Origin of the sequence: Rhizobium leguminosarum bv. viciae USDA 2370, from assembly GCF_002008365.1 — a bacterium.
Classification (GTDB): Bacteria; Pseudomonadota; Alphaproteobacteria; order Rhizobiales; family Rhizobiaceae; genus Rhizobium; species Rhizobium leguminosarum.
Genome location: NZ_MRDL01000051.1, coordinates 528,154 through 552,183 on the forward strand (window position 1 = coordinate 528,154; position 24,030 = coordinate 552,183).

A 24,030-nucleotide genomic window follows, 5' to 3' on the forward strand; every position below is an offset into this window, starting at 1 on the left:
GTTCAAGGATTGTTGCCGCGAGGCGACATGGAGGGGGTGAGATCGCCGATGAAATCACCGATTCCCGGCCGCTTCAGGGCGTGGAAGGCAAGCGGGCGGCAGAGATCCATCGCCGCGATTCCGATGCGGGCGGTCATCAGGCCGTTGATGACACCTTCGCCGAGTCGGGCAGAGAGCTTCGAGGCAAGCCCATGGCCGAGCACCTGCTGGACTAGGCTGTCGCCGACGGCGATCGAGCCGGTGACGGCCAGGTGCGCCAGCACGTCACGCAGCAGGCGGAACATGCCGAGCGTGCCGGGACGGCCGCCGTACAGCTCGGCCATGGCGCGGATGAGGCGTACCGCCTCGTAGAGCACATAGAGCAGATCAACGACGGCGCGCGGGCTGACGGCGGTGACGATCGAGACACGCTTGGAGGCGTTGACGATGAGCGCCCTGGCCTTGCGATCGAGGGGAGCGAGCAGTTCGCGTTCGGCTAGTGCAATCAGATGCGGGGGATCAATGACCTCGCCTTCGGTCGCCTTCAGCGTCGCGCGGCCCTTCGATGTCTCAGGATTTGCCGACAGCAGCGTGGTCAGCTGGGCGACGACGGCGCGCGCCTTGGCCGGCCGAGTCTCGAGTATCGCCGCCTCGGCTTCGGCCTTGATCTTCTGGACGGCGGCAAGGCGCATCATGCCGACGGTTTCGCGGATGACGAGGGCCAGCACGGCAAGGATGCCGATTGCCAGCACGGCAAGGGCCGCATAACCCAGCCAGTCGGCGCGGGTGAAGAGATCGCGGATCAGGCTATCGGTCCAGAGGCCAATGGCGAGAGACAGCAGAATGCCGAAGGCACCGGCGGCGATCTTGCCGAAGGAGGTCCGACGTCTCAGCGGCGTTGTAACGGGAACCGCGCTCAGATCCTTCTCGGGATTGAGGAAGGGATCGTCCTCGTCAGGTGTGACAACGATATTTTCGGAGAAGCTTTCCGGCTTGCGCCGCCGCTCACCTTGCCGGCCGTTGTCGCGCAGCTCGGCAGCCTCGTCCTCATAGGTGAAGGCAGCGGGTGCGCGGCGCGGCGGATCGGACGGGGGCTTGCTCATGCGAGACGGTCTCCGAACAGGAACTGCATGGCGCGGTCGAGGCGGATATGCGGCACCGACAGCTTGATGCCGCCGCCGGTTTCCTCGAGTTGCGGCGGGCGGAATCTGACGACGTTGACATCGGGCAGTTGCAGACCGGTGTCGCCCGCGGCGAGGCGATCGAACAGGCTTTCCGGATCCTCAGGCAGGTCGCCGGGGAAGATCGCGGTCTTTCTCTGGCCGTCAAAGCGCTCGCCGGCGATGGTTTCGCCCTCCATCGGCGTGCCGACGATGACCGGCAGTTCATGGCCATCACGTTTGACGGTCGCTTCGCGGGTGGCGCGCACGGAGGCAAGCGCCATGACGTCGATTCCGGCGCCTGCCATGCCGATGCGGTCGATGGCGCGATCCACCAGGCGGCGGGTCAGGGCATCGAGCCGGTCGTGGCTTTCATGGTGGAGATGGTCAGCCTTGGTGGCGGCGACCAGCACGCGGTCGATGCGGCGCCCGAGTAGGGAGGAAAGCAGCGAATTGGTGCCAGGGCGGAAACAGGCGAGCACATCGGTCAGCGCGCGTTCCAGATCCTGCACGGCTTCGGGGCCGCGGTTCATCGCCTGCAGTGCATCGACCAGGACGATCTGGCGGTCGAGCCGGGCGAAATGTTCGCGGAAGAAAGGTTTGACGACGACCGATTTGTAGGCCTCGTAGCGCCGCTCCATCATCGTCCAGAGCGAGCCGCGGCCGGGACGTCCGTCCGGCGGCAGCGCTAGCGGCGCGAAGGTCAATGCCGGCGACCCGTCGAGATCGCCGGGCAGAAGCAGGCGGCCGGGCGGCAGGGTGGAGAGCGAGCGTTCGTCGGCCTTGCAGGCCTTGAGATAATCGGCGAAGGCGGTGGCGAGATCGCGGGCGACCATCTCGTCGGCGCCGGCATGGATATCGGCGGTGCGCGTCAGCGCCAGCCATTGGCGTGACAGCTCGGAGCGGACGCCGGTTTCGGCAAGCGCAATCGTCTCCTCGCTGAAGGCACGATAATCCTTGCCGAGCAGTGGCAGGTCGAGCAGCCATTCGCCGGGATAATCGACGATATCGATCGACAGGCGGCCGGGCGAAAAAAGCCGGTTCCAGCCGCTGGCGCTCTGATAATCCAGCGTGATGCGCAGTTCGGATATGGCCCGGGTCGAATCCGGCCAGATACGGTCCTTCACCAGTGCGCGGATATGGTCCTCGTATTGAAAGCGCGGCACGGCATCGTCCGGCTGCGGCTCCAGCCGCACCGCTGAGACGCGACCGGATTGCACCGGCTCGAACAGCGGCAGGCGGCCGCCATTCAACAGATTGTGGACCAGCGAGGAGATGAAGACCGTCTTGCCGGAGCGGGAGAGGCCGGTGACGCCGAGCCGCACGGTCGGATTGACGAGGCCGCTCGCCCGATCGGCGAGATTGTCGAAGGCGATGCGGGCGTCATCGGCAAAAGATGTCAGGCGTGGCGGCAAGGCGCGATTCCGGTTGGTGACTGCCTCGCAATATAGGGAGGGCGCGCCGCCCGCAAAAGAAGCGGCGCGAAAGTCTTCAGACGACCACGAAATCGGTGAGGCGCCAGACGGCGGCGGAAGCATCGTAATCGACGACGGCAAGGCCTGCCGTCGGGAAGCCGCCGGGAAGGGCGCTTACCATCGCCTCGTGACCGATCAGCGCCTCCAGCGCCTGCTCCATGGTCGGATTGTGGCCGACCAGCATGACGGCAGATTCGTCCTGCGCATCGATGATCTCGAGATAGTTGTCGACCGTGGCATTATAGAGCGCGTCAACATAACGAACCTCGAGCGTGAGGCCCATCGCCCGGTACACCGCATCGGCGGTATCGCGGCAGCGCAGCGCGGTCGAACTGATCAGAAGATCGGGACGATAGCCCTTGTCGGCGGCCTTGTCGGCGATGATTTCGGCATCGCCAAAGCCCTTTTCGTTCAGCGGCCGGTCGAAATCGCGCTGCCCGGGTTCGGCCCAGGCGGCCTCGGCATGGCGCAGGAGATAGATGCGGTTGGGCGGAGGCAGGGGTACGGTCATGGGCAAATCCAGGATCCAGCGGGCTTTTTCAGTAGCGGTTGCAATCGGCCGGCGTCAACCGTCAGCGATGCTCCAACTGCCCAAAACGCGGCTGATAACACGGCGTTTTGAAGGCGAAGCAAAAAACGCAAGCCGGAATAATGATGAGAAAATAGTCTGTTAGCCGAAAACTGTGACAGATTTAAAAATCTGTTTACCTGTCGTATTTGGCTTGAATCGCGACTAGCGCTTGGGATATACACCCGGCCAGATGAGATGTTCTTCAGGAGAATCGCGTTGAGTGAGAAGATCGATCTTAGCAATTACGTTCCCTCGGAAGAGGAAGAATTCATGAACGTAAACCAGCGTGCCTACTTCAGGGCGAAGCTGGTTGCATGGAGAAATGATATCCTTAGAGAAGCGCGCGAGACACTCGACCATCTGGCCGAGGAAAGCGCAAACCATCCCGACCTCGCCGACCGGGCGTCGTCGGAAACAGACCGGGCGATCGAACTTCGCGCCCGTGACCGGCAGAGAAAGCTGATTTCGAAGATCGACGCGGCACTGCAGCGCATCGAAGACGGCACCTACGGATATTGCGAGGAAACTGGCGAGCCGATCGGCCTCAAGCGCCTCGACGCCCGCCCGATCGCGACACTATCGATCGAGGCGCAGGAGCGTCACGAACGCCGCGAAAAGGTCTATCGCGACGAATGAGAGTTTTCATGCAGGCATGAGAGCAGAATAAGCGCCGCGATCAGATCGCGGCGCTTTTTTGTTATCCATTGTCCTCGCGTGTTGGGGAACAAGCCACAAAGGCCCGGGATCGAGCCGTTGTCGCCGCAGATTCCGTGATTACAGCCGATCTCCTGATGCCAGAGGTTTCCACGATTGCTCTCGATCGGCCTGCATGGCGAGGTCGATCACGATAAGGGTGCCATTCCTGATGCGTCGCCGCATGACGTCTGATCGGTCAGGATCTGTGCGAACCATGCCTTCATCATGAAGAGCCTGCAGCCGGGAGCGCGAAACTTTCAACTCGGACGCGAGCAGACGGTCAAGCCGTATGCTGGTTGGAAACGGGACTATTAGTTCGATTGCCAAACTCGTCCAATGTGCAGTTTCGCGCTGGATTTCTTTCGCGATTTCAAATTCAGCAAACTCGTCCACACGTTGCGACTTGTGCCGGAGAGCATCCAGGTTGAAGGTTTCCGCCCGGATCCAGTCCGGATCGTTGGATTGTAACGCGTCAAGGATTGCAGGGTCGATGTCGCGAACATTGCGGCGCTCGATGATTGGCCGGTTCCATGTCCTTTCACAGGTCAGGCATTTGTAGATAAGCCAAGCATCAAGCTTGCGACCGTTGGCGTTGAGCCGGATCTTGCCGCTGGATTGGAAGGCTCTCAGGCTTCCGCATCCACTGCATGCAATCCAAGGCTGGGGAGCTGTCTTGGGAATAATGGTCCATCGGACCTGAAGCGTATTGCACATACCGTCTTGGTCTTCCGTTCGGAAGTCCACCAAGATGGTGCATGAGAAAACCCCTTGCGGGCGCGGTGTGGCGATGTTGTGGGCGGCTGAAGAGCTGAGACAGCGGAGCTGCACATGGCACATTGTAACAATGCCAAACCGGTCTCTCGCCACCACCCGATGAACATGTTCGCATGCCGCCAGCGTGTCGCTCTGCGGCAGTACGGGTGAAACTGGAGTGAGACCGGTATTTACTTAGGCAAAGTGCAACCTCGAATGCGCCAACGCTCTTCAACCCTAGAGATAACAAATGATTGGCATGAAAGGCAGCCCCCAAGCCGCTCGTGTGCTGAAAGCCAGGGCAATGCGGCTTTTATGCAACGTGATGATGAAGGAAGGGGGGCTCTGGCAATCCGATGTCAGGCAGGCGCGTTTGCCTTCACTTGTCGCGATTGACACTCATTTCGCCGAAGATGCGGGCGACTTCCTTCTGCAGCTCGGTATCGGCGCCGGTGATCGGGGCAAGCTCGGGATCACGGCGTGGCAGGTTGCCCGGCTGCGGCACCGCTTGGCGAGGCGCCTGGTTTGCCGGCGCCGGCACGATGCGTTCGGCCGTCAGATTGTTCGACATTTCCTCTTCCAGCACCCGCTGGAATTCATGACGGATCGCCGCTGCCGGCTGCGCAGCCGGCTCGTCTTCGGCCGTTGCAGGTGCGGCGCGCGCGGCCGCCGGCATGTCCTGGACAGACGGGGCTGAGACCTCGGGGTCGATTCGCTGTTGCGGCAGCACGCGCTGGCGGGCGGCATCGAGGATCTCGGCGGCACTTGAGGCATCGTGAAATGGTGCTGGCTGCGCGGCTGGGGGAGCGGCGGGACGCTCCGGCGGGCGCGGCTGGGGCGGGACGGCACGCAGAGGATTGTCGCGTTCGGCCGACAGCGGAGCTGTCACAGGCTCTGCCGGAAGAGGGCTCGTGACCACCGGCGGTGCCACGGCAGGCGGGGCCGGTGGTTGGGCCGACGGCTCTGGGCGCGGACGCGGCTCCGGCGAAACCGGCGCAGAGAAAGTGGGTTCGGCGGCCGGCTCGACACGGGCTGCGACCGGCGGGCGTGGTGGCGAGACCGGCGGCGTTTCCGGCCGCGCGACGGATATCGGACGCTGCTCGACGGGCTGCGGGCGGCTGGCACTGTCCGGCTGTTCGGCCGCTGCGGGGAGGATACGGCTCTCGATGACGATATCGCTCGGGCCGCCGATCATGATCAGGTGCTCGACATCGTCGCGGCGCACCAGCACCAGCCGGCGACGGGCATCGACGGCTGCGGCATCCAGCACCTGCAGCCGGGGCTGCCGGTTGCGGCCGCCGCGCACGAAGGGCGAGGGCGCCCGGCTGCGGATCACCCAGAGCACGATGATGAGCAGGAGAAGCGCCAGACCGACGCCACCGGCGGCAAGCAGGAAACGGCTGCCATAAGCTCCGACAACATCATCCAACATAGTCACTCACTCCATTTCGCATTCGGCACATATTGACGACTTTTCCGTTCCTTAGGCAAGGCCCGCCGATCCTGTCCAGTCACGGGAGAACGCGATTTCGTGTTCCGCTGCTTGGCACTCGACGACCTTGCGCACGGGCAGCAGCTGGGCTTCTGGGGCAGATGGCGCTGTTGCCTGTGAATTCAAGCAGTCTTGCCGACTAGCGGTGTTTTTGCCGACGCAGCAAATTGCTAAGAAGGAAAGAGTGCCTGATTCCTGCTTCGTGTTCGTGCTACGAAGCGGGAGGGCTTATGTGAGGAATACATGACGAAACCGCGTCAGGCCGACGACTATAACGCACCGCTTGTGGATCGTGGGGGGCGTTCTGGCACGGTCTTGCGCATTCTTCTGCTGGCGCTCGTGCTGATCGCTGCCGCCGGCGCCTTCGTCTTCTTCAAAAAGTCGCTCGACAACGAGGTCGTGCTTGGCGGTCTCGGCGTGCTCGCCATGGTCGGCATCTTCTTCCTGGTATCCTCGGTCATCGGCTTCATCGAGGTGATGCCGCAGCGCCAGTCCGACAGCCTGGCGCGCGCCTTCCTCAACAGCCATCCCGACGGAACGCTGATCACCGACGAAAAGGGCCGGATCATCTATGCCAATGCCGCCTATGGTGCGCTGACCGGCGCTCGCAAGGCGACCGAGGTGCAGACGCTGGAAACGCTGCTGTCGCGTCATCGCGAATCCAACGAGGCGCTCTACAGGCTGGTCAACGGGCTGCGCGAGGGCAAGGAAGGCCGCGAGGAATTCCGCCTGCTGCGTGCCGTCGGCCCCGGCAGCAACAGTTCCGGCGCCCATTGGTACCGGCTGAAGGCACGGCTGCTGCAGCCGGAGGAGAACGGCGGCAAGCCGCTGCAGATCTGGCAGATTACCGACATCACCACGGAGCGCGACGACCAGGAGCGCTTCTTCAAGGAATTGCAGAACGCGATCGACTATCTCGACCATGCGCCGGCTGGCTTCTTTTCCGCCGGCAGGAAGGGCGAGATCTTCTACCTGAATGCGACGCTTGCCGAGTGGCTGGGCCTCGACCTCACCAAATTCGTGCCGGGCTCGATGACGATCGGCGACGTGGTGGCGGGCGAGGGGCTCGCGTTGATTCAATCGGTGCAGGCCGAACCCGGCCTGAAGAAGACCGTGACGCTCGATCTCGACCTGCGCAAGAGCAATGGCCAGAGCCTGCCGGTGCAGATCATCCACAGCGTTACCTCGATGCGCGACGGCGCACCCGGCGAAAGCCGGACGATCGTGCTGGCGCGTGAAAAGAGCGATGCCGGCGGCCAGTCCGCTTCGGCCGCTGCCATGCGCTTCACCCGCTTCTTCAACAACACACCGATGGCAATCGCCTCGGTTGACGGCGACGGGCGTATCCTGCGCACCAATGCACCATTCCTGAAGATGTTCTCTGGTGTCGTCTCGCGCGATGACCTCGAAAAGGCGCCGCATCTTGAAACCATCGTGCAGGAGAGCGATCGGCCACAGCTCGCCGCGGCGCTGGCGGCGGCCAAGGACCGGCAGGGCGACATTGCGCCGCTCGACACCCGCACACCGACCGACGAGGCGCGCTATTTCCGCTTCTATGTCAATGCCGTCATCGACCAGAGCGACGAGGCGCCCGAGGAGGCGGCGATCGTCTACGCTGTCGAGGTGACCGAGCAGAAGGCGCTGGAAGCACAGATGGCGCAGACGCAGAAGATGAATGCTGTGGGAACGCTCGCCGGCGGCATCGCGCATGATTTCAACAACGTGCTGACGGCGATCCTGCTTTCCTCCGACCATCTGCTGCTGCAGGCGCGGCCCGCCGATGCCAGCTTCGCCGACCTGATAGAGATCAAGCGCAACGCCAACCGTGCCGCCGTGCTGGTGCGCCAGCTGCTCGCCTTTTCGCGCAAGCAGACGATGCGGCCCTCGGTGCTGAACCTGACCGATGTCGTCGGCGACCTGCGCATGCTGGTCGACCGGCTGCTTTCCGGCACCAATGTCAAACTCGACGTGCAATATGGCCGCGACCTCTGGCCTGTCAAAACAGACCTTTCGCAGTTCGAGCAGGTGCTGATCAATCTCTGCGTCAATGCGCGCGACGCGATGCCCGAGGGTGGCACGCTGACACTGCGCACCCGCAATCTGACCGCCGCCGAGGTCTCCGCCTTCAACTACTCCTACATGCCGGCCGAGGACATGGTGCTGGTCGAAGTCGCGGATAACGGCACCGGTATCGCTCCCGAGATCATGGACAAGATCTTCGAGCCGTTCTTCACCACCAAGGATGTCGGCAAGGGCACCGGGCTTGGCCTCGCCATGGTCTACGGCATCGTCAAACAGTCGGGCGGCTACATCCAGCCGGAATCCGAAGTCGGCAAGGGCACAACCTTCCGCGTCTTCCTGCCGCGGCACATTCCGGACCCGGCGGTGGCCGCCGAAGCGGGCTCGATCGACGGCGCCATCGCCGGGGCCGAAGTGGTGCCGCTGCCGGTATCGCCGCAGCAGCCGGAGGACCTGACGGGATCGGCCGTCATCCTTCTCGTCGAGGACGAGGAGGCTGTGCGCCGCGGCGGCAAGCGCATGCTGGAAACGCGGGGCTACACCGTGCACGAGGCGGGCTCGGGCGTCGAGGCACTCAGCATCTTGGAAGAACTCGACGGCAAGGTCGACATCGTCGTCTCCGACGTCGTGATGCCCGAAATGGACGGTCCGACGCTGTTGCGCGAGCTGCGCAAGACCTATCCCGACATGAAGTTCATCTTCGTCTCAGGTTATGCCGAAGATGCTTTTGCCCGCAACCTGCCGCCGGAGGCGAAATTCGGCTTCCTACCGAAGCCCTTCTCGCTGAAGCAGCTCGCTGTTGTGGTGAAGGAGACGCTGGATGGGTGAGTGAGGTGCTGTCGGAGGGCACGCTGTGCCGTGCCGCATCCCCCTCTGCCCTGCCGGCATCTCCCCCACAAGGAGGGAGATCGGCTGGGTGCACTGGCTCCCTAACCAAATATCCATGCAGCTCGGCGAAACGTTGATGCGATGCGAAGGTTTTGCCGCTTGTAATCTCCCCACCTGTGGGGGAGATGCCCGGCAGGGCAGAGGGGGGCTGGAACGGCACCACCTCTCTGCTAAAAATTGATACCTGCCAGCCCGTCAACCTTCATTCACTCAACGCAACCGCAATCTCAGCCGCAAGCCGCGCATTATTCTCAACCAACGCGATATTGGTCTTGAGGCTCTGGCCGTCCGTCAGGTCGAAGATGGTCGACAGAAGATAGGGCGTTACCGCCTTGCCGGTCACTTCGTCGCGCTCGGCGCTGTCGAGTGCCCGCTCGATATAGATTTCCATCTCCTCGCGCGCGATCTCGTCGGCCTCAGGCACCGGATTGGCGACGAGCATGCCGCCGTCGACGCCGAGCTGCTCGCGCACCGTCTGGAAATTGGCGATGGCGGCCGGGCTGTTCAGCGACAGCGGGCTACGGATGCCCGAGGAGCGCGACCAGAAGGCGGGGAATTCCTCGCTCTCATAGGTGACGACAGGCACGCCGCGGGTTTCCAGCACTTCCAGCGTCTTTGGAATATCGAGGATCGCCTTGGCGCCGGCGCAGACGACGATGACGCCGGTGCGCGCCAGTTCCTCGAGATCGGCTGATATATCGAAGCTTTCCTCGGCGCCGCGATGCACGCCGCCGATGCCGCCTGTGGCAAAAACGCGGATGCCGGCGCGCGCCGCCGCGATCATCGTCGCCGCGACCGTGGTGGCGCCGGTGCGGCGCTCGGCGATGGCGAAGGCGAGATCGGCGCGCGACACCTTCATCACTTCGGTCGCCTTGGCGAGTTGCTCCAGTTCCGCGGCTTCAAGACCGATATGCAGCGTGCCGTGAATGACGGCGATCGTTGCCGGCACTGCACCCTGTTCGCGGATGATCGCCTCGACGCTGCGGGCCATCTCGATATTGCCGGGATAGGGCATGCCGTGGGTGATGATGGTCGATTCCAGCGCCACCACAGGCGCGCCGCGCTGCTTGGCGCTGGCGACTTCCTTCGAATAGGCGATCGGCAAAAGAGGGGAGATGGGCTTGGTCATGGTCTTGTCCTGTGATCGACAGAGCATGATGCCGAAAAGTGTGAGCGGTTTTCGGCATCATGTTCAATTATTTAATTGGCTGCTTCAATGCAGAATTCTGATCTGGGGAACAAGGGCAAGCGCCTCATTCAACAGCTCGGGCGTCAGATTTTCGTTGACGGCGTGCCGCGACTGCACGGTCAGTGTGGCGACCGCGGTGCCGTGGCGGATGGCTTCTTCGAGCGGCAAGCCTGATATCAAGGCGGCGAGTGTGCCGGCCGCAAGAGAATCGCCAGCACCCGTGACATCGGCAACGGTGTCGGCGATCGGCGGCTGCAACGTCACGGCGCGGCCATCGCAAAGCGCGACGAGCTCGCGCCGGCCGCGGGTGACGACGGCGTTCCTGATGCCGATCTCATTCAGCAACGGCGGCCAGCCGGCAGCCTCTTCCGGCCGCTCACCGGCAAGGGCGGCAGCTTCAGCCTCATTCAGGAACAGGTAATCAATATCCCCGATGCAGGGTTTCAGCCTGACGACCTTGGCCGGCGAGATGGCGATTGCCGCAACGGGCTTCGCGAGCGAATGCGCCTTTGCGACGATCGCCGCGATCGTCTCTTCCGGCAGGTTGGCGTCAAAGAGGATGAAATCATGGGCGGCGAAGGCCTCCCGCACCCAGCGGATGGAGAGACGCCGCGGCACGAAGAAGCGGTAGAGATCCATGTCGGCAAGGGCGATCACCAGATTGCCGTCCTTCTCGATGATCGCCGTGTAGCTCGGCGTCTTGCGGTCGAGGAAGACGAAAGGCCGGTCGTCGATGCCTGCGAAATCGGCAGCTTCTCCAACCGTCTCGCCCATCGGATCGCCGCCGCGCGGCGAGATCATCGTCACCTGAAAACCGAGCCTTGCGAGGTTGCGCGCCGCATTGAAGCCGCCGCCGCCCGGCTCCTCGAACCAGGTGCCGGGATTGCTGGCGCCAGGCGCCGTCTCGCCCGAGATTCGGCCACGCCGGTCGATATGCGCACCGCCGAGAACAAGAATCTTTTTCTTCATCCGATCCGCTCTCCCGATGCCCGAAGGACGAATCGATACGGTGCGCCCTGCCGCGGCCGAGTCGGCACTTTTGGCCTAAGCCGTTGCTTTTCATTGATAAAACAAATGCAGAACACGTGTCGTTTTACCTTTTTCTTTCAACTATTTGATCGCCTATTGCGAGAATGGAACAAATAGGGTACAAACTCGACATTGCTTGAGCGGCTTCAATAACCTAAAGGTGGATCGGATGTCTCAGAATTCATTGCGGCTGGTAGAGGACAAATCGGTGGACAAAAGCAAGGCGCTTGAAGCGGCACTCTCACAGATAGAGCGGTCGTTCGGCAAGGGCTCGATCATGAAACTCGGCTCCAACGAGAATGTTGTCGAGATCGAGACGATCTCGACCGGCTCGCTTGGCCTCGATATTGCACTCGGCGTTGGTGGCCTGCCGAGGGGCCGCATCATCGAGATCTACGGGCCGGAAAGCTCCGGTAAGACGACGCTTGCACTGCAGACGATTGCCGAAGCGCAGAAGAAGGGCGGCATCTGCGCCTTCGTCGATGCCGAACATGCGCTCGATCCCGTCTATGCCCGCAAGCTTGGCGTCGACCTGCAGAACCTTCTGATCTCGCAGCCCGATACCGGCGAGCAGGCGCTCGAAATCACCGATACGCTGGTGCGCTCCGGCGCCGTTGACGTTCTCGTCGTCGACTCGGTCGCCGCACTGACGCCGCGCGCCGAAATCGAAGGCGAAATGGGCGACAGCCTTCCCGGCCTGCAGGCACGACTGATGAGCCAGGCGCTGCGCAAGCTCACCGCTTCGATCTCCAAATCGAACACCATGGTTATCTTCATCAACCAGATCCGCATGAAGATCGGCGTCATGTTCGGTTCGCCGGAAACGACGACGGGCGGCAATGCGCTGAAGTTCTATGCTTCCGTGCGCCTCGACATCCGCCGCATCGGGGCGGTCAAGGAGCGCGAAGAGGTGATCGGCAACCAGACCCGCGTCAAGGTCGTCAAGAACAAGATGGCGCCGCCCTTCAAGCAGGTCGAGTTCGATATCATGTATGGCGAGGGTGTCTCCAAGACCGGCGAACTGGTCGATCTCGGCGTCAAGGCCGGCATCGTCGAAAAGTCGGGTGCCTGGTTCTCCTATAACAGCCAGCGTCTCGGCCAGGGCCGTGAAAACGCCAAGACTTTCCTGCGCGACAATCCGGATCTCGCCCGCGAGATCGAACTGTCGCTGCGCCAGAATGCCGGCCTGATCGCCGACCGTTTCCTGCAGAATGGCGGACCGGACCCGGATGACGGCGATGGCGATGCCACTGCGGAAATGTAATTTTCGCGCTTAAACTCATCGGACAGTTCCAACCGGCCGCATTCCTGATGAGAATGCGGCCGGTTTTGTTTGTCTGCTGGACAGTGGCGGGGGCGAACGTTAAAAGCCGATGAATTTAAATTTACCTGCCTCCGGCAGCATTGAAGGGCATAGCATGAGCGGTGTGAACGATATCCGGTCGACCTTCCTCGACTATTTCAAGAAGAACGGCCATGAGATCGTTCCGTCGAGCCCGCTCGTGCCGCGCAACGACCCGACGCTGATGTTCACCAATGCCGGCATGGTGCAATTCAAGAACGTCTTCACCGGCCTCGAAAAGCGTCCCTATTCGACGGCGACGACTTCGCAGAAATGCGTGCGGGCCGGCGGCAAGCACAACGACCTCGACAATGTCGGCTATACTGCACGCCACCTGACCTTCTTCGAGATGCTCGGCAACTTCTCCTTCGGCGACTATTTCAAGGAGAATGCGATCGAGCTTGCCTGGAAGCTCGTCACCGAAGGCTTCGACCTTCCGAAAAACCGCCTGCTGGTGACCGTCTATTCCGAGGATGAAGAAGCTGCGACGCTGTGGAAGAAGATCGCCGGCTTTTCCGACGGCAAGATCATCCGCATCCCGACCTCTGACAATTTCTGGCAGATGGGCGATACCGGCCCCTGCGGCCCGTGCTCGGAAATCTTCATCGACCAGGGTGAGAATGTTTGGGGCGGCCCTCCGGGCTCACCGGAGGAAGATGGCGACCGGTTCCTTGAATTCTGGAACCTCGTCTTCATGCAGTTCGAGCAGACCGAACCCGGCGTTCGCAACCCGCTGCCCCGCCCGTCGATCGATACCGGCATGGGGCTGGAGCGCATGGCCTGCATTCTGCAGGGCGTTCAGAGCGTGTTCGACACCGATCTCTTCCGCACGCTGATCGGCACCATCGAGGACACGATGGGCGTCAAGGCGGAAGGCAGCGCCAGCCACCGCGTCATCGCCGACCACCTGCGCTCCTCGGCCTTCCTGATCGCCGACGGCGTGCTTCCGTCGAATGAGGGCCGCGGTTATGTGCTGCGCCGCATCATGCGCCGCGCCATGCGCCATGCACAGCTGCTCGGCGCCAAGGAACCGCTGGTCTACAAGCTGCTGCCGACGCTGGTGCAGCAGATGGGCCGCGCCTATCCGGAACTGGTGCGCGCCGAAGCGCTGATCTCGGAAACGCTGAAGCTGGAGGAAAACCGCTTCCGCAAGACGCTGGAACGCGGCCTGTCGCTTCTGTCGGACGCGACGACGGATCTTTCCAAGGGCGATATGCTGGATGGTGAGACCGCCTTCAAGCTCTACGACACCTACGGCTTCCCGCTCGATCTGACACAGGATGCACTGCGTGCCCGTGAGATCGGCGTGGACATCTCCGGCTTCACCGATGCGATGCAGCGCCAGAAGGCCGAAGCCCGCTCGCACTGGGCCGGTTCCGGCGAGAAGGCGACGGAAACCGTCTGGTTCGAGCTTAGGGAAAAACACGGTGCGACCGAATTCCTGGGCTACGACACCGAAACGGCCGAAGGCGTCGTGCAGGCGATCGTCAAAGAGGGCGCGGTTTCGACCGAGGCCAAGGCCGGCGACAAGGTGCAGATCGTCGTCAGCCAGACGCCGTTCTACGGCGAATCCGGCGGCCAGATGGGCGATACCGGCGTGATCTCGTCCGACCACGCCAAGATCGAGATTTCAGATACGCAGAAGAGAGGCGAAGGCCTGTTCGTGCATCAGGGTATTGTCATCGACGGCGTGGTCAAGGACGGCGATGCGGTCGTGCTGACGGTCGATCATGCCCGCCGTTCGCGGCTGCGCGCCAACCACTCTGCGACCCACCTGTTGCACGAGGCTTTGCGCGAGGTGCTCGGCACCCATGTGGCGCAGAAGGGTTCGCTGGTCGCGCCCGAGCGCCTGCGTTTCGACGTCTCGCATCCGAAGCCGATGTCGGCCGAGGAGCTGAAGATCGTCGAGGATATGGCGAACGAGATCGTGCTGCAGAATTCGCCGGTTACCACGAGGCTGATGAGCGTCGACGATGCGATCGCTGAAGGCGCGATGGCGCTGTTCGGCGAGAAATACGGCGATGAAGTCCGCGTCGTGGCGATGGGCGAGGGCGTGCGTGGCGCCAAGGCCGGCAAGCCTTATTCGATCGAACTCTGCGGCGGCACGCATGTCGGGGCCACTGGCCAGATCGGGCTGATCCGCGTTCTCGGCGAAAGCGCCGTCGGCGCAGGCGTTCGCCGTATCGAGGCCGTCACCGGCGAATCGGCGCGCGAATATCTGGCCGAACAGGACGAGCGCGTGAAGACGCTTGCCGCCTCGCTGAAGGTGCAGCCGGGCGAAGTGCTGTCGCGTGTCGAAGCGCTGATGGACGAGCGCCGCAAGCTCGAAAAGGAATTGGCTGACGCCAAGCGCAAACTCGCCATGGGCGGCGGGCAGGGCGGCTCGGTCGATGCCGTGCGCGAAGTGGCCGGCGTCAAGTTCCTCGGCAAGGCGATTTCGGGCGTCGATCCCAAGGATTTGAAGGGGCTTGCCGATGATGGCAAGACCAGCATCGGTTCCGGCGTCGTTGCCCTGGTCGGCGTGTCCGACGACGGCAAGGCAAGTGCTGTCGTGGCGGTGACACCGGATCTCGTGCAGCGTTACAGCGCCGTCGACCTCGTCCGCATCGCATCTGCCGCCCTCGGCGGCAAGGGCGGCGGCGGCCGCCCCGACATGGCGCAGGCCGGCGGCCCCGACGGATCGAAAGCCGATGAAGCGATCGAGGCGGTTGCCGTGGCACTTGCCGGCTGAACTGCCGCCTGACATCAGTTTGAAATTCAAACCGGCTGCGAGATCATGGATTTCGCAGCCGGTTTTGTTTTCAACGACGGTGGTCCCTCGATGTTCAGTTGCGCGGCTGCAACGCAAGGCGACAGGCGAGCCCGGTGAAGACCGTTGCCAGGATATATTGCGGCAACCTCGGGAAACGGCTCGCCGATTGAAGTCTCGAACGGATCGTGCTTCCGAGGAAAATCACGGCGCCATTCACGACGAGGCCGATCCCGTTCAGGACGCTTGCAAGTATCAGCATCTGCATCGTCAGCGATCCGGCTGACGCATTCACGAATTGCGGAAAGAGCGCCATGACGAAGAGCGCCATCTTCGGATTGAGCAGATTGGTGGCAAGGCCCGCAAAGAAGATGCGCCGGCCCGACAGCCGCTTCAGCGTCGATGCCGGCTGAAAGGCGGCGCCTTCCGAGCGGACCGTCTTGTAGGCGAGATAGAGAAGATAGCAACAGCCTGCCCAGCGCACTGTTTCATAGGCGGCCGGCACGGTCATGAAGAGCTGTGACAGCCCGAATGCCGCGGCAAGGGCGTGGCAATAGGTGCCGAGCGCGATGCCGGCATAGGTCAGGAAACCGGCAGCGCGTCCCTGGCCGATACTGCGGGAGGCGATCAGCAGCATGTCGGGGCCGGGCGTGGCTGTCAGCACCAGCGCTGCGGCGGCAAAGAGCATTAATGTTGAAAAATCCGGCATCTATCATTCCTTTTGGGTTCGAGCCGGAATTCCGGTCTACGCAGGATTCGCCGAAGGTTCAAGTCCGCAGGATTTGTCAAATCGGGTTATGGTTCTCTCGAGCCGATCGATTTGCACGAGGTTTTGACATGAATGGCGAAACGGCATGGGCACTTTATGAAAACCGTCTGAGACGGGTTTCGGCCTATATTCACGACCACTTGGACGAGGAGCTGGATATGGAGCGCCTTGCCGAGATCGCCTGCATGTCGAGCTATCACTGGCACAGGATCTACCGGGCGATTTACGGCGAGACGCTGGCGGCCACCGTTAAGCGGCTCAGGCTGCATCACGCGGCGGGCGAGATCGTCCGCACGGAACTTGCCGTCAGTGAAATTGCAAAGCGATCCGGCTATCCCAATCTCCAATCCTTCAATCGTATTTTCAAGTCGGTCTACGGCATGCCGCCGGCCCGCTACCGGAAAGAGGGAAGCCACACAGCCTATGAGCCCTCACCTAACGGAAAGACCAAAGTCATGTTAGACGTTACCATACGCGAGATCGCGCCGATCGAGCTGATCGGCGTTGGCCATACCGGCTCCTACATGCAGATCGACAAGGCCTTCGAGATGCTGTTCGGCACGCTTTACGCCCGCGGCCTCGCCAAGCCCGACATGCGGATGATTGGCGTCTATCTCGACGATCCCGATCTTGTGCCGGAGGAAAAGCTGCGCTCGATCGCCTGCGTCACCGGCGCTTCCGACGTGCCGGCCGATGCGCCGTTCGAGCGGCGCGTGATCGACGGTGGCGATTATGCGGTGCTACGCCATAAGGGTCCCTATGCCAATATGCCCAAGTCCTATCAGTGGCTGTTTGCCGAATGGCTGCCGAAATCCGGCCGGCAGTTGAAGGACAGGGTCATGTTCGAGGAGTATCTCAACAATCCCCGCGACGTGCCGCCGAACGAGCTTCTGACGGATATTCACATGCCGCTCGTCTAAGGCCGTGGGGGACCCGGCGGATCAGCCGCGCCCCCAAGATGCTCAAGACCACGCTCAGGCGGCCTGCATGGTCTTGATGGCTTCGTCATCAAGGGCGTTGGCCCGCTTGTAGGCCTCACGCTCGCTGATGCGGCCGACATAGTCGAGGAAGGCCTGGCGTCTTTCGATGCCGCCGAATCCGAGGCCCCAGCCGATATGGGAGCCGACATATACGTCGGCGGCGGTGAAGCGCTCGCCGGCGACATAGGTCGAAGCGGAGACGGCTTTCTCGAGTGTGTTCATGACGTCGCCGAAACCGCCGCAGCCGGCCATGCGCAGGCGTTCCTTCGGAATTTCGAAGCCGAGAGCCTTCATCGTCACCGCCGATTCGAGAGGACCGGCGGCAAAGAACATCCAGCGATAATAGCGGGCGCGCTCGTCCGGCCTCGGCGCCAGCGCCTTCTCAGGAAAGGTTTCGGCGAGATAGGCGCAGATCGCCGCGCATTCGGTGACGATGGTATCGCCGTGGCGGATCGCCGGCACCTTGCCCATCGGATTGACTGCGAGATATTCGGGCGCCTTCATGGTTTCGCCGAAGGTCAGGTATTCGGTGCGGTAGGGTTGGCCGATCTCCTCCAGCATCCAGCGCGCGATGCGGCCGCGCGACATGGGGTTCGTATAGAATACCAGTTCTTCAGTCATGACATCCTCCTCGTGTTCCCGTTATTCTACGGCCTTGCCGTTCCCCGGAATCAATAGTGCGGCAGGGCCTTTGTGCAACCCCAGACCGTTAGAGCGCCTTGCGGTACTGGATGAAACCCGAGCGCTCGGCGATCCGGTCGTAGAGCCGCCGCGCCGTTGCATTCGTTTCGTGCGTCATCCAATAGAGCCTGCCTGCGCCGTTTGCGCGGGCGAGGTCGGCGACGGCCTCGATCAAAGCGGCACCGGTGCCGAGCCCGCGCTGACTGTTGTCAACATAGAGATCCTGCAGATAGCAGGTCCATTGCGGCAGCCAGCAGGAACGGTGAAAGATGGCATGGACGATACCGACGAGACGGCCATCGTCGTCAAAGGCACCGAGCGCGTGCATCGGTTCTTCAGGATCGTGGAAGCGAGTCCAGGTGAGGTCCGTGGTTTCAGGCGGGATGACCACTTCGTAGAAGCGCTGATAGGCCTCCCACAGGGGCTCCCAAGCGGCGCGGTCCGAGGCTTCAAGCGGCCGCAGGATGACCGTCATCGGTTCATTCTCCTAAAATGAAAACGGCGGGGAAATCCCCGCCGCTTCGATGTTATCTTGGAAAGGCCGGCTTACGCCATGGCCTTCTGCAGGTTCTGGTCGATCTTGTCGAGGAAGGCGGTGGTCGAGAGCCACGGCTGGTCGGGGCCGATCAGCAGCGCCAGGTCCTTGGTCATGAAACCGGATTCGACAGTGTCGACGCAGACTTTTTCGAGCGTCGAGGCGAAGCGGGCGAGCTCGGCATTGTCGTCGAGCTTGGCGCGGTGCGCCAGGCCGCGGGTCCAGGCGAAGATCGAGGCGATCGAGTTCGTCGAGGTTTCCTGGCCCTTCTGATGCTGGCGGTAGTGACGGGTGACCGTGCCGTGAGCGGCTTCGGCTTCGACCGTCTTGCCGTCGGGCGTCAGCAGAACCGAGGTCATCAGGCCGAGCGAGCCGAAGCCTTGGGCGACCGTGTCGGACTGGACGTCGCCGTCGTAGTTCTTGCAGGCCCAGACGTACCCGCCGGACCACTTGAGCGCCGAAGCAACCATGTCGTCGATCAGGCGGTGTTCGTAGGTGATGCCGGCTTCCTTGAACTGATCCTTGAATTCGGTCTCGTAGACTTCCTCGAAGATGTCCTTGAAGCGGCCGTCATAGGCCTTGAGGATGGTGTTCTTGGTCGACAGATAGACCGGCCACTTGCGCATCAGGCCGTACATCATCGAGGCGCGGGCGAATTCGCGGATCGATTCGTCGAGGTTGTACATGGCCATGGCGACGCCGGCGCCCGGTGCGTTGAAGACTTCCTTCTCGATGACGGTGCCGTCCTCGCCGACGAACTTGATCGTCAGCTTGCCCTTGCCGGGGAACTTGAAATCGGTGGCGCGGTACTGGTCGCCGAAGGCGTGGCGGCCGACGACGATCGGCTTGGTCCAGCCGGGAACCAGGCGCGGCACGTTCTTGCAGATGATCGGCTCGCGAAAGATGACGCCGCCGAGAATGTTGCGGATCGTGCCGTTCGGGCTCTTCCACATTTCCTTGAGGTTGAATTCCTTGACGCGGGCTTCATCCGGCGTGATCGTCGCGCACTTGATGCCGACGCCATACTTCTTGATGGCGTTGGCGGCATCGACGGTGACCTGGTCGTTGGTGGCGTCGCGGTTTTCGACGGAGAGGTCGAAATAGTCGATGTCGAGGTCGAGATACGGATGGATCAGCTTATCCTTGATGAGCTGCCAGATGATGCGCGTCATTTCATCGCCGTCGAGATCGGCGACGGGATTGGCGACCTTGATCTTGTTCATGTATCTGCCTCGTTCGAGCTTGAATGGGGACGGGGTCCCGGGTGGGTGATATGATCCGGAGCGCTATAGCATTGTGAACCGGGAACGCAAAGCTGCAAGGGGTTCGACAATGCGTTTTTGCCGCCATTGCCACGCGCTGAAATTTAGCTAGTGTCCGCCGCGATCTGCCGCTCCGGACATTCGACCATGAAGACAATCGCCGTTGTTATCGCAAGCCTTATCGCCTTTTCAGGCATCAGTCACGCTGCCGGCGGCATCGGTGATGCCGCCGACATTACCGCTCCTGTGAAGGAGATCATGGAGGCGACAAGGAGCAACTGGGCCGACAACAACAGCGACTGGACCGACATCTTCGATGCGAGCCGGCTCGAGCATCTCTACAGCCGCGATTTCGTCGCGAGATACCAGGCGGCGGCGCAGTTTCCCGCCATCGATGACGACGGCATATCGCCCTTCGACTACGACGTCATCGTCAACGGCCAGGATGCGTGCCCGCTGGAGGATCTGACGATGGCGGCAGCGCCAGTGATCGACGGCGTGGCCGAGGTGACGGTGCGCTTCAGGAAATCCGCCTGCTCGGATGCGCCCGATGCCAAGGACTATACGACCGTTCGTTTCGAAGTGGTCGAGGAAGGTGGTAAGCCCGTCATCGACGATATCGTCACAGAGAATATCGAAACGCAGGCGCGCGATTCCCTGAAGACGACCATGGCGCTGATTGCCAAGGGCCAATAGGCGCGCGACATTCGAGAGCATCGAGATTCGATCTCGGGCAGTTTGATTTCCGCTGTTGCGGCGGTATCTGTTGATCCCTGGGCGGCATGAGGGGCTCTCGCATTTGTTTTCCAGTTTTCAGTTCCGCGACTGGCTGCTTGCCAACGATCCGGCGCTTTCGCGTCTGCGCATGGCCTCGCGTGTAACGCTGACGATCGTTTTCTCGTTTTTAGTCCTTCTCGCCATCCAGATGTTCATTCTGCCGTTGCCGACGGCCGCCTTCGGTCTTGGCATCGTGCTGTCGATCGAGGGCGGGGTGGCGGTTCGCGACAAGGGCAATACGCGCCAACTGGTGACGCGGCTCTTCGGTTGCGTCGCAAGCCTTGGCGTCGTCGCGATCGCGGCGGGCCTCGAAGATCAGCGTTTTCTCTCCGATCTCGTCTTCTTGGTGGTGATCGCGCTCGCATCGGCGGGCCGCGTGTTCGGGCCGCGCGGCTTTGCGATCGGCATGTTCGCCTTCACCTCTTATTTCATGGGCTCTTATTTCCGGCCTTCCCTTGCCGAGCTGCCTGATGTGGCGATCGGCCCCGTCGTCTCGGTGCTCGTCGGCCATCTGGTGAGAGCAGTGCTGCTGCCGGACGACTGGCGACGGGACCTGCTGCGCTCGCTCGAAAGCGTGCGCGGCCGGATCAACCAGATTCTCTTCAAGCTCGCCGCCCTTGCCGGCGGCGCTGAGATCGGCGAAGCCGACCGGCAGGAGCTGCGCCAGCTGGAAGACCGGCTGAAGGAAGTGGTGCTGATGGCGGAGACCTTTATTCCGCGCCCGCCCGGCGGGGTTTTCGATGGCACCGCTGATCCCGCCGCCGAGCTGGCGATCCGGCTCTTCGATGCGCATCTTGCTGCCGAGAGCGCGATCGTGCTGAGCTTCCAGAGTCCGCCGCCCTTTGCGCTCGTGCATGCCGTGATCGAGGCGGATGCGGTGGAACTTGGAAGATATGAGGAAATGGCCGAAACCATCAAGGACCAGCCGCAGGGCGAGACCGTGCGTGCGCTTCTCTGGCTCGGTAAGGCCCGGCAGGAATTGACGCAGGCGATCGGCGAGGGGCAGGCCTCCGGTTTCTCCGGCATTGACGCCGTCATGGATACGGCGCAACCTCAGCCGATCGACTTTTCGTTCGCCAATCCGCTGCTGCGCTTGGCGCTACAGATCACGCTCGCCTCGGCGATCGCCATGTGTTTCGGTCTGCTGCTGTCGCGCGAGCGCTGGTTCTGGGCAGTGCTCGCCTCCTTCCTCGTCTTCACCAATACCAATTCGCGCGGCGATACGGCGATGAGGGCCCTATCGCGCTCACTCGGCACGGTATTCGGCATCGCCATCGGCCTCGTGCTGGCAACGATGATTTCGGGCGAGCCTGATATCGCCATTCCGGTCGCCGCCATCTGCATCTTCCTCGCCTTCTATTTCCTGCAAGTTTCCTATGCGACGATGACCTTCTTCATCTCGATCGTGCTCTGCCTGGTCTACGGGATGACCGGCGTGCTGACGCTCGATCTGTTGAAGCTGCGCATCGGGGAGACCATGATCGGGGCGGCGGCCGGAACGGCGGTCGCCTTCGTCGTTTTCCCCACGCGCACGCGCGGCGCGCTCGATACTGCACTCGCGCACTGGTTCCAGGCGCTGCGCGACCTGCTTGCCGGGATCGGCGAGGGCAAAAGCGGTTTCGAGTTGATGGCGCTGTCGCAGACGATCGATGCCTGCTACCGCGACGTAACGGTGGCGGCGCGCCCGCTTGGCTCGTCCTGGTCGGTGGTGACGCGCCCAGGCCAGATCCGCCAGACGCTGGCGATCTTCCTCTCTTGCACCTATTGGGCGCGTATCCTGGCGAAGAGTTACGACGCGCCGGCCGCCGACGACAATCTGAAGACGCTGATCGCGGCGGATCTGGCGCTGATCGACAATGCGGCGCCGCGCGGCTCGACCTGTTTCCTCATTCAGCGCAAGGCATCGCGGACAACAGGCCGGCACCTGCCGCTGTCGCGCGAGGGTGCGAGACTCGGGCTCGAAATGATCGGTTCGGCGCTGGAAAGGCTTTATCCTGACGCAGACGTCTTGCCGTTTGCAGCAGGCGAGGCTATTGCGCGCTCGAAACAGGGATAGGACCATGGCAGGCACGAACAGCGAGCGTCAACTTCTGGCCGAAGGCCCGGCCATCATTCTGGTCGAGCCGCAGATGGGCGAGAATATCGGCATGGTGGCGCGCGCCATGGCGAATTTCGGCCTTGCTGAACTGCGCCTCGTCAATCCGCGCGACGGCTGGCCGAACGAGAAAGCCCTGGCGACTGCCTCCAAGGCCGATCACGTCATCGAGGCGACCAAGGTCTACGACACGCTGGAACAGGCGGTCGCCGATCTTAATTTTGTCTATGCGACGACCGCGCGCGAGCGCGACGGCTATAAGCCGGTGCGCTCTCCCGTCATCGCCGCCGAGACGCTCCGGGCGAGGTTCCGCGCCGGTGAGGGCACCGGCATCCTCTTCGGGCGTGAGCGTTGGGGGCTGACCAACGAGGAGGTGGCGCTTGCCGACGAGATCGTCACCTTTCCGGTCAATCCGGCCTTTGCGTCGCTGAACATCGCCCAGGCGGTGCTGCTGATGTCCTATGAATGGATGAAATCCGGCATGGAGGATCTCGGCGCCGTGCCTTTTCAGGCGATGGGGCAGACGCCTTCGACCAAGGACCAGCTGTTCGGCCTGTTCGATCAGCTGGAAGAGGCGCTCGATGCGCGCGGTTATTTCCATCCTGCCGGGAAAAAGCCGAAAATGGTCGACAATCTGCGCGCTGTTCTATCCCGCCGGGCCTTCACGGAGCAGGAAATCAGCGTGTTGCGCGGCGTCATCTCCTCTCTCGACCGCTTCTCGCGCAAGAGCCCGCGCGGCGGCAGGTTCCCGACCGCGACCAAGGAAACACCGCCAGATGACAGCGCCGACGCATGAGCTGAAACCCGTCCTCGTCTTCGATTCCGGCATCGGCGGGCTGACCGTCTTGCGCGAAGCGCGCGTGCTGATGCCGGAACGTGGCTTCATCTATGTCGCCGACGACGCCGGCTTTCCCTATGGCGGCTGGGAGGAGCAGGCGCTGAAGGAACGGATCATCGGGCTTTTCGGCCGGCTGCTCGAACAACACGATCCCGAGGTGTGCATCATCGCCTGCAACACCGCCTTCACGCTGGTTGGCGCCGATCTCCGCGCCGCCTTTCCTCAGATGACCTTCGTCGGCACCGTGCCGGCGATCAAGCCGGCGGCGGAGCGCACGCGCTCCGGCCTGGTCTCGGTGCTCGCGACGCCGGGTACGGTCAAGCGGGCCTATACACGCGATCTCATCCAGTCCTTCGCCCAGCAATGCCATGTCCGCCTCGTCGGCTCGGAGAACCTTGCGCGCATGGCAGAGGCCTATATACGCGGTGACGCCGTCTCCGACGACGCCGTGCTTGCCGAAATCCACCAATGCTTCGTCGAGAAGGACAGTCAGAGGACCGATATCGTCGTGCTTGCCTGCACGCACTATCCCTTCATGGCCAATCTATTCCGCAGACTGGCGCCTTGGCCGGTGGACTGGCTGGATCCGGCAGAAGCCATTGCCCGGCGGGCGCGCACACTCGTTCCGCAGATCGCCGATGCCGTTCACCCCGATAATTTCGACTTTGCCGCCTTTACATCCGGCAATCCCGACTTTGCGACGCGCCGACTGATGCAGGGTTTTGGTCTCAGCACGCGATAAGGCACTGCA

20 protein-coding genes are annotated in these 24,030 nt (G+C 62.4%); 9 read left to right on the forward strand and 11 right to left on the reverse strand.

Going from position 1 to position 24,030, the window contains the following annotated elements:
* Positions 1–2: 2 nt before the first annotated feature.
* The 3 genes from BS629_RS29320 to BS629_RS29330 all read right to left on the reverse strand — a co-directional run bounded on the left by BS629_RS29320 (position 3) and on the right by BS629_RS29330 (position 3,125).
* Entirely contained in the window at positions 3–1,082 is a 1,080-nt protein-coding gene (locus BS629_RS29320) for a YcjF family protein (protein ID WP_018242228.1), read from the reverse strand.
* Positions 1,079–2,554, reverse strand: a complete 1,476-nt coding sequence (locus BS629_RS29325) for a YcjX family GTP-binding protein (RefSeq protein ID WP_018242227.1) — start codon at positions 2,552–2,554, stop codon at positions 1,079–1,081. Before BS629_RS29325 ends, BS629_RS29320 begins: the two co-directional genes overlap by 4 nt.
* Before the next feature lie 76 nt (positions 2,555–2,630).
* On the reverse strand, positions 2,631–3,125 hold the full coding sequence (locus BS629_RS29330) for a SixA phosphatase family protein (protein ID WP_018242226.1): 495 nt from the start codon (positions 3,123–3,125) through the stop codon (positions 2,631–2,633).
* 276 nt (positions 3,126–3,401) lie between these two features.
* Between BS629_RS29330 and dksA the strand changes: the two genes are divergently transcribed.
* Entirely contained in the window at positions 3,402–3,821 is a 420-nt protein-coding gene (gene dksA, locus BS629_RS29335; RefSeq protein ID WP_017964517.1) for an RNA polymerase-binding protein DksA, read from the forward strand.
* 138 nt (positions 3,822–3,959) lie between these two features.
* On the opposite strand, the gene BS629_RS29340 is transcribed toward dksA, so the two are convergent.
* The gene (locus tag BS629_RS29340) at positions 3,960–4,595 is read right to left on the reverse strand and encodes a DUF1062 domain-containing protein (RefSeq protein ID WP_018242225.1); all 636 of its coding nucleotides are present in this window, start codon (positions 4,593–4,595) and stop codon (positions 3,960–3,962) included.
* 418 nt (positions 4,596–5,013) lie between these two features.
* Entirely contained in the window at positions 5,014–6,072 is a 1,059-nt protein-coding gene (locus tag BS629_RS29345; protein WP_018242224.1) for a flagellar biosynthetic protein FliO, read from the reverse strand.
* Between the two features lie 297 nt (positions 6,073–6,369).
* Here BS629_RS29345 and cckA point away from each other — a divergent pair, with 297 nt between their 5' ends.
* On the forward strand, positions 6,370–8,973 hold the full coding sequence (cckA, locus tag BS629_RS29350) for a cell cycle histidine kinase CckA (RefSeq protein WP_018242223.1): 2,604 nt from the start codon (positions 6,370–6,372) through the stop codon (positions 8,971–8,973).
* Positions 8,974–9,235: 262 nt separating this feature from the next.
* Here the strand turns inward: cckA and BS629_RS29355 are convergent, their stop codons facing one another.
* Positions 9,236–10,162 carry a pseudouridine-5'-phosphate glycosidase gene (locus BS629_RS29355; RefSeq protein WP_018445184.1) on the reverse strand — a complete coding sequence of 309 codons (927 nt, stop codon included), beginning with the start codon at positions 10,160–10,162 and terminating at the stop codon, positions 9,236–9,238.
* An 84-nt stretch (positions 10,163–10,246) separates the two neighbouring features.
* Positions 10,247–11,191, reverse strand: coding sequence for a carbohydrate kinase family protein (locus BS629_RS29360; protein WP_018242221.1), 945 nt, complete (start codon positions 11,189–11,191; stop codon positions 10,247–10,249).
* 229 nt (positions 11,192–11,420) lie between these two features.
* Here BS629_RS29360 and recA point away from each other — a divergent pair, with 229 nt between their 5' ends.
* Entirely contained in the window at positions 11,421–12,515 is a 1,095-nt protein-coding gene (gene recA, locus BS629_RS29365; protein ID WP_003540131.1) for a recombinase RecA, read from the forward strand.
* 154 nt (positions 12,516–12,669) lie between these two features.
* On the forward strand, positions 12,670–15,324 hold the full coding sequence (gene alaS, locus BS629_RS29370) for an alanine--tRNA ligase (RefSeq protein ID WP_018242220.1): 2,655 nt from the start codon (positions 12,670–12,672) through the stop codon (positions 15,322–15,324).
* A 94-nt stretch (positions 15,325–15,418) separates the two neighbouring features.
* Here alaS and BS629_RS29375 read toward each other — a convergent pair whose 3' ends face one another.
* Complete coding sequence (locus tag BS629_RS29375) at positions 15,419–16,051, reverse strand: LysE family translocator (protein WP_032980421.1); 633 nt, start codon at positions 16,049–16,051, stop codon at positions 15,419–15,421.
* Between the two features lie 128 nt (positions 16,052–16,179).
* Between BS629_RS29375 and BS629_RS29380 the strand changes: the two genes are divergently transcribed.
* Complete coding sequence (locus BS629_RS29380) at positions 16,180–17,031, forward strand: AraC family transcriptional regulator (RefSeq protein ID WP_018242218.1); 852 nt, start codon at positions 16,180–16,182, stop codon at positions 17,029–17,031.
* Between the two features lie 54 nt (positions 17,032–17,085).
* Here BS629_RS29380 and BS629_RS29385 read toward each other — a convergent pair whose 3' ends face one another.
* The 3 genes from BS629_RS29385 to BS629_RS29395 form a co-directional block, all read right to left on the reverse strand.
* On the reverse strand, positions 17,086–17,712 hold the full coding sequence (locus BS629_RS29385) for a glutathione S-transferase family protein (RefSeq protein WP_018242217.1): 627 nt from the start codon (positions 17,710–17,712) through the stop codon (positions 17,086–17,088).
* A gap of 88 nt (positions 17,713–17,800) precedes the next feature.
* The gene (locus tag BS629_RS29390) at positions 17,801–18,247 is read right to left on the reverse strand and encodes a GNAT family N-acetyltransferase (protein ID WP_018242216.1); all 447 of its coding nucleotides are present in this window, start codon (positions 18,245–18,247) and stop codon (positions 17,801–17,803) included.
* A gap of 71 nt (positions 18,248–18,318) precedes the next feature.
* Positions 18,319–19,530: an NADP-dependent isocitrate dehydrogenase gene (locus BS629_RS29395; protein ID WP_018242215.1), complete on the reverse strand. Its 1,212-nt coding sequence runs from the start codon at positions 19,528–19,530 to the stop codon at positions 18,319–18,321.
* Between the two features lie 186 nt (positions 19,531–19,716).
* Between BS629_RS29395 and BS629_RS29400 the strand changes: the two genes are divergently transcribed.
* From BS629_RS29400 to murI, 4 genes are all read left to right on the forward strand, one after another.
* Positions 19,717–20,265 carry a hypothetical protein gene (locus tag BS629_RS29400; protein WP_026188412.1) on the forward strand — a complete coding sequence of 183 codons (549 nt, stop codon included), beginning with the start codon at positions 19,717–19,719 and terminating at the stop codon, positions 20,263–20,265.
* Positions 20,266–20,368: 103 nt separating this feature from the next.
* Positions 20,369–22,402: an FUSC family protein gene (locus BS629_RS29405; protein WP_018242213.1), complete on the forward strand. Its 2,034-nt coding sequence runs from the start codon at positions 20,369–20,371 to the stop codon at positions 22,400–22,402.
* A gap of 4 nt (positions 22,403–22,406) precedes the next feature.
* A complete protein-coding gene (locus BS629_RS29410) occupies positions 22,407–23,237 on the forward strand; it encodes an RNA methyltransferase (protein ID WP_018242212.1) in 831 nt (276 codons plus the stop codon).
* Positions 23,218–24,021, forward strand: a complete 804-nt coding sequence (gene murI, locus BS629_RS29415; protein ID WP_018242211.1) for a glutamate racemase — start codon at positions 23,218–23,220, stop codon at positions 24,019–24,021. The genes BS629_RS29410 and murI overlap by 20 nt, the downstream gene beginning before the upstream one ends.
* Positions 24,022–24,030: the final 9 nt, after the last annotated feature.

Coding starts and splice junctions, on each gene's coding strand:
- murI (WP_018242211.1), top strand. CDS start 23,218: ATGACAGCGCCGACGCATGAGCTGAAACCCGTCCTCGTCTTCGATTCC.
- alaS (WP_018242220.1), top strand. CDS start 12,670: ATGAGCGGTGTGAACGATATCCGGTCGACCTTCCTCGACTATTTCAAG.
- BS629_RS29400 (WP_026188412.1), top strand. CDS start 19,717: ATGAAGACAATCGCCGTTGTTATCGCAAGCCTTATCGCCTTTTCAGGC.
- cckA (WP_018242223.1), top strand. CDS start 6,370: ATGACGAAACCGCGTCAGGCCGACGACTATAACGCACCGCTTGTGGAT.
- BS629_RS29390 (WP_018242216.1), bottom strand. CDS start 18,247: ATGACGGTCATCCTGCGGCCGCTTGAAGCCTCGGACCGCGCCGCTTGG.
- recA (WP_003540131.1), top strand. CDS start 11,421: ATGTCTCAGAATTCATTGCGGCTGGTAGAGGACAAATCGGTGGACAAA.
- BS629_RS29395 (WP_018242215.1), bottom strand. CDS start 19,530: ATGAACAAGATCAAGGTCGCCAATCCCGTCGCCGATCTCGACGGCGAT.
- BS629_RS29385 (WP_018242217.1), bottom strand. CDS start 17,712: ATGACTGAAGAACTGGTATTCTATACGAACCCCATGTCGCGCGGCCGC.
- BS629_RS29410 (WP_018242212.1), top strand. CDS start 22,407: ATGGCAGGCACGAACAGCGAGCGTCAACTTCTGGCCGAAGGCCCGGCC.
- BS629_RS29380 (WP_018242218.1), top strand. CDS start 16,180: ATGAATGGCGAAACGGCATGGGCACTTTATGAAAACCGTCTGAGACGG.
- BS629_RS29340 (WP_018242225.1), bottom strand. CDS start 4,595: ATGTGCAATACGCTTCAGGTCCGATGGACCATTATTCCCAAGACAGCT.
- BS629_RS29355 (WP_018445184.1), bottom strand. CDS start 10,162: ATGACCAAGCCCATCTCCCCTCTTTTGCCGATCGCCTATTCGAAGGAA.
- BS629_RS29330 (WP_018242226.1), bottom strand. CDS start 3,125: ATGACCGTACCCCTGCCTCCGCCCAACCGCATCTATCTCCTGCGCCAT.
- BS629_RS29320 (WP_018242228.1), bottom strand. CDS start 1,082: ATGAGCAAGCCCCCGTCCGATCCGCCGCGCCGCGCACCCGCTGCCTTC.
- BS629_RS29360 (WP_018242221.1), bottom strand. CDS start 11,191: ATGAAGAAAAAGATTCTTGTTCTCGGCGGTGCGCATATCGACCGGCGT.
- BS629_RS29375 (WP_032980421.1), bottom strand. CDS start 16,051: ATGCCGGATTTTTCAACATTAATGCTCTTTGCCGCCGCAGCGCTGGTG.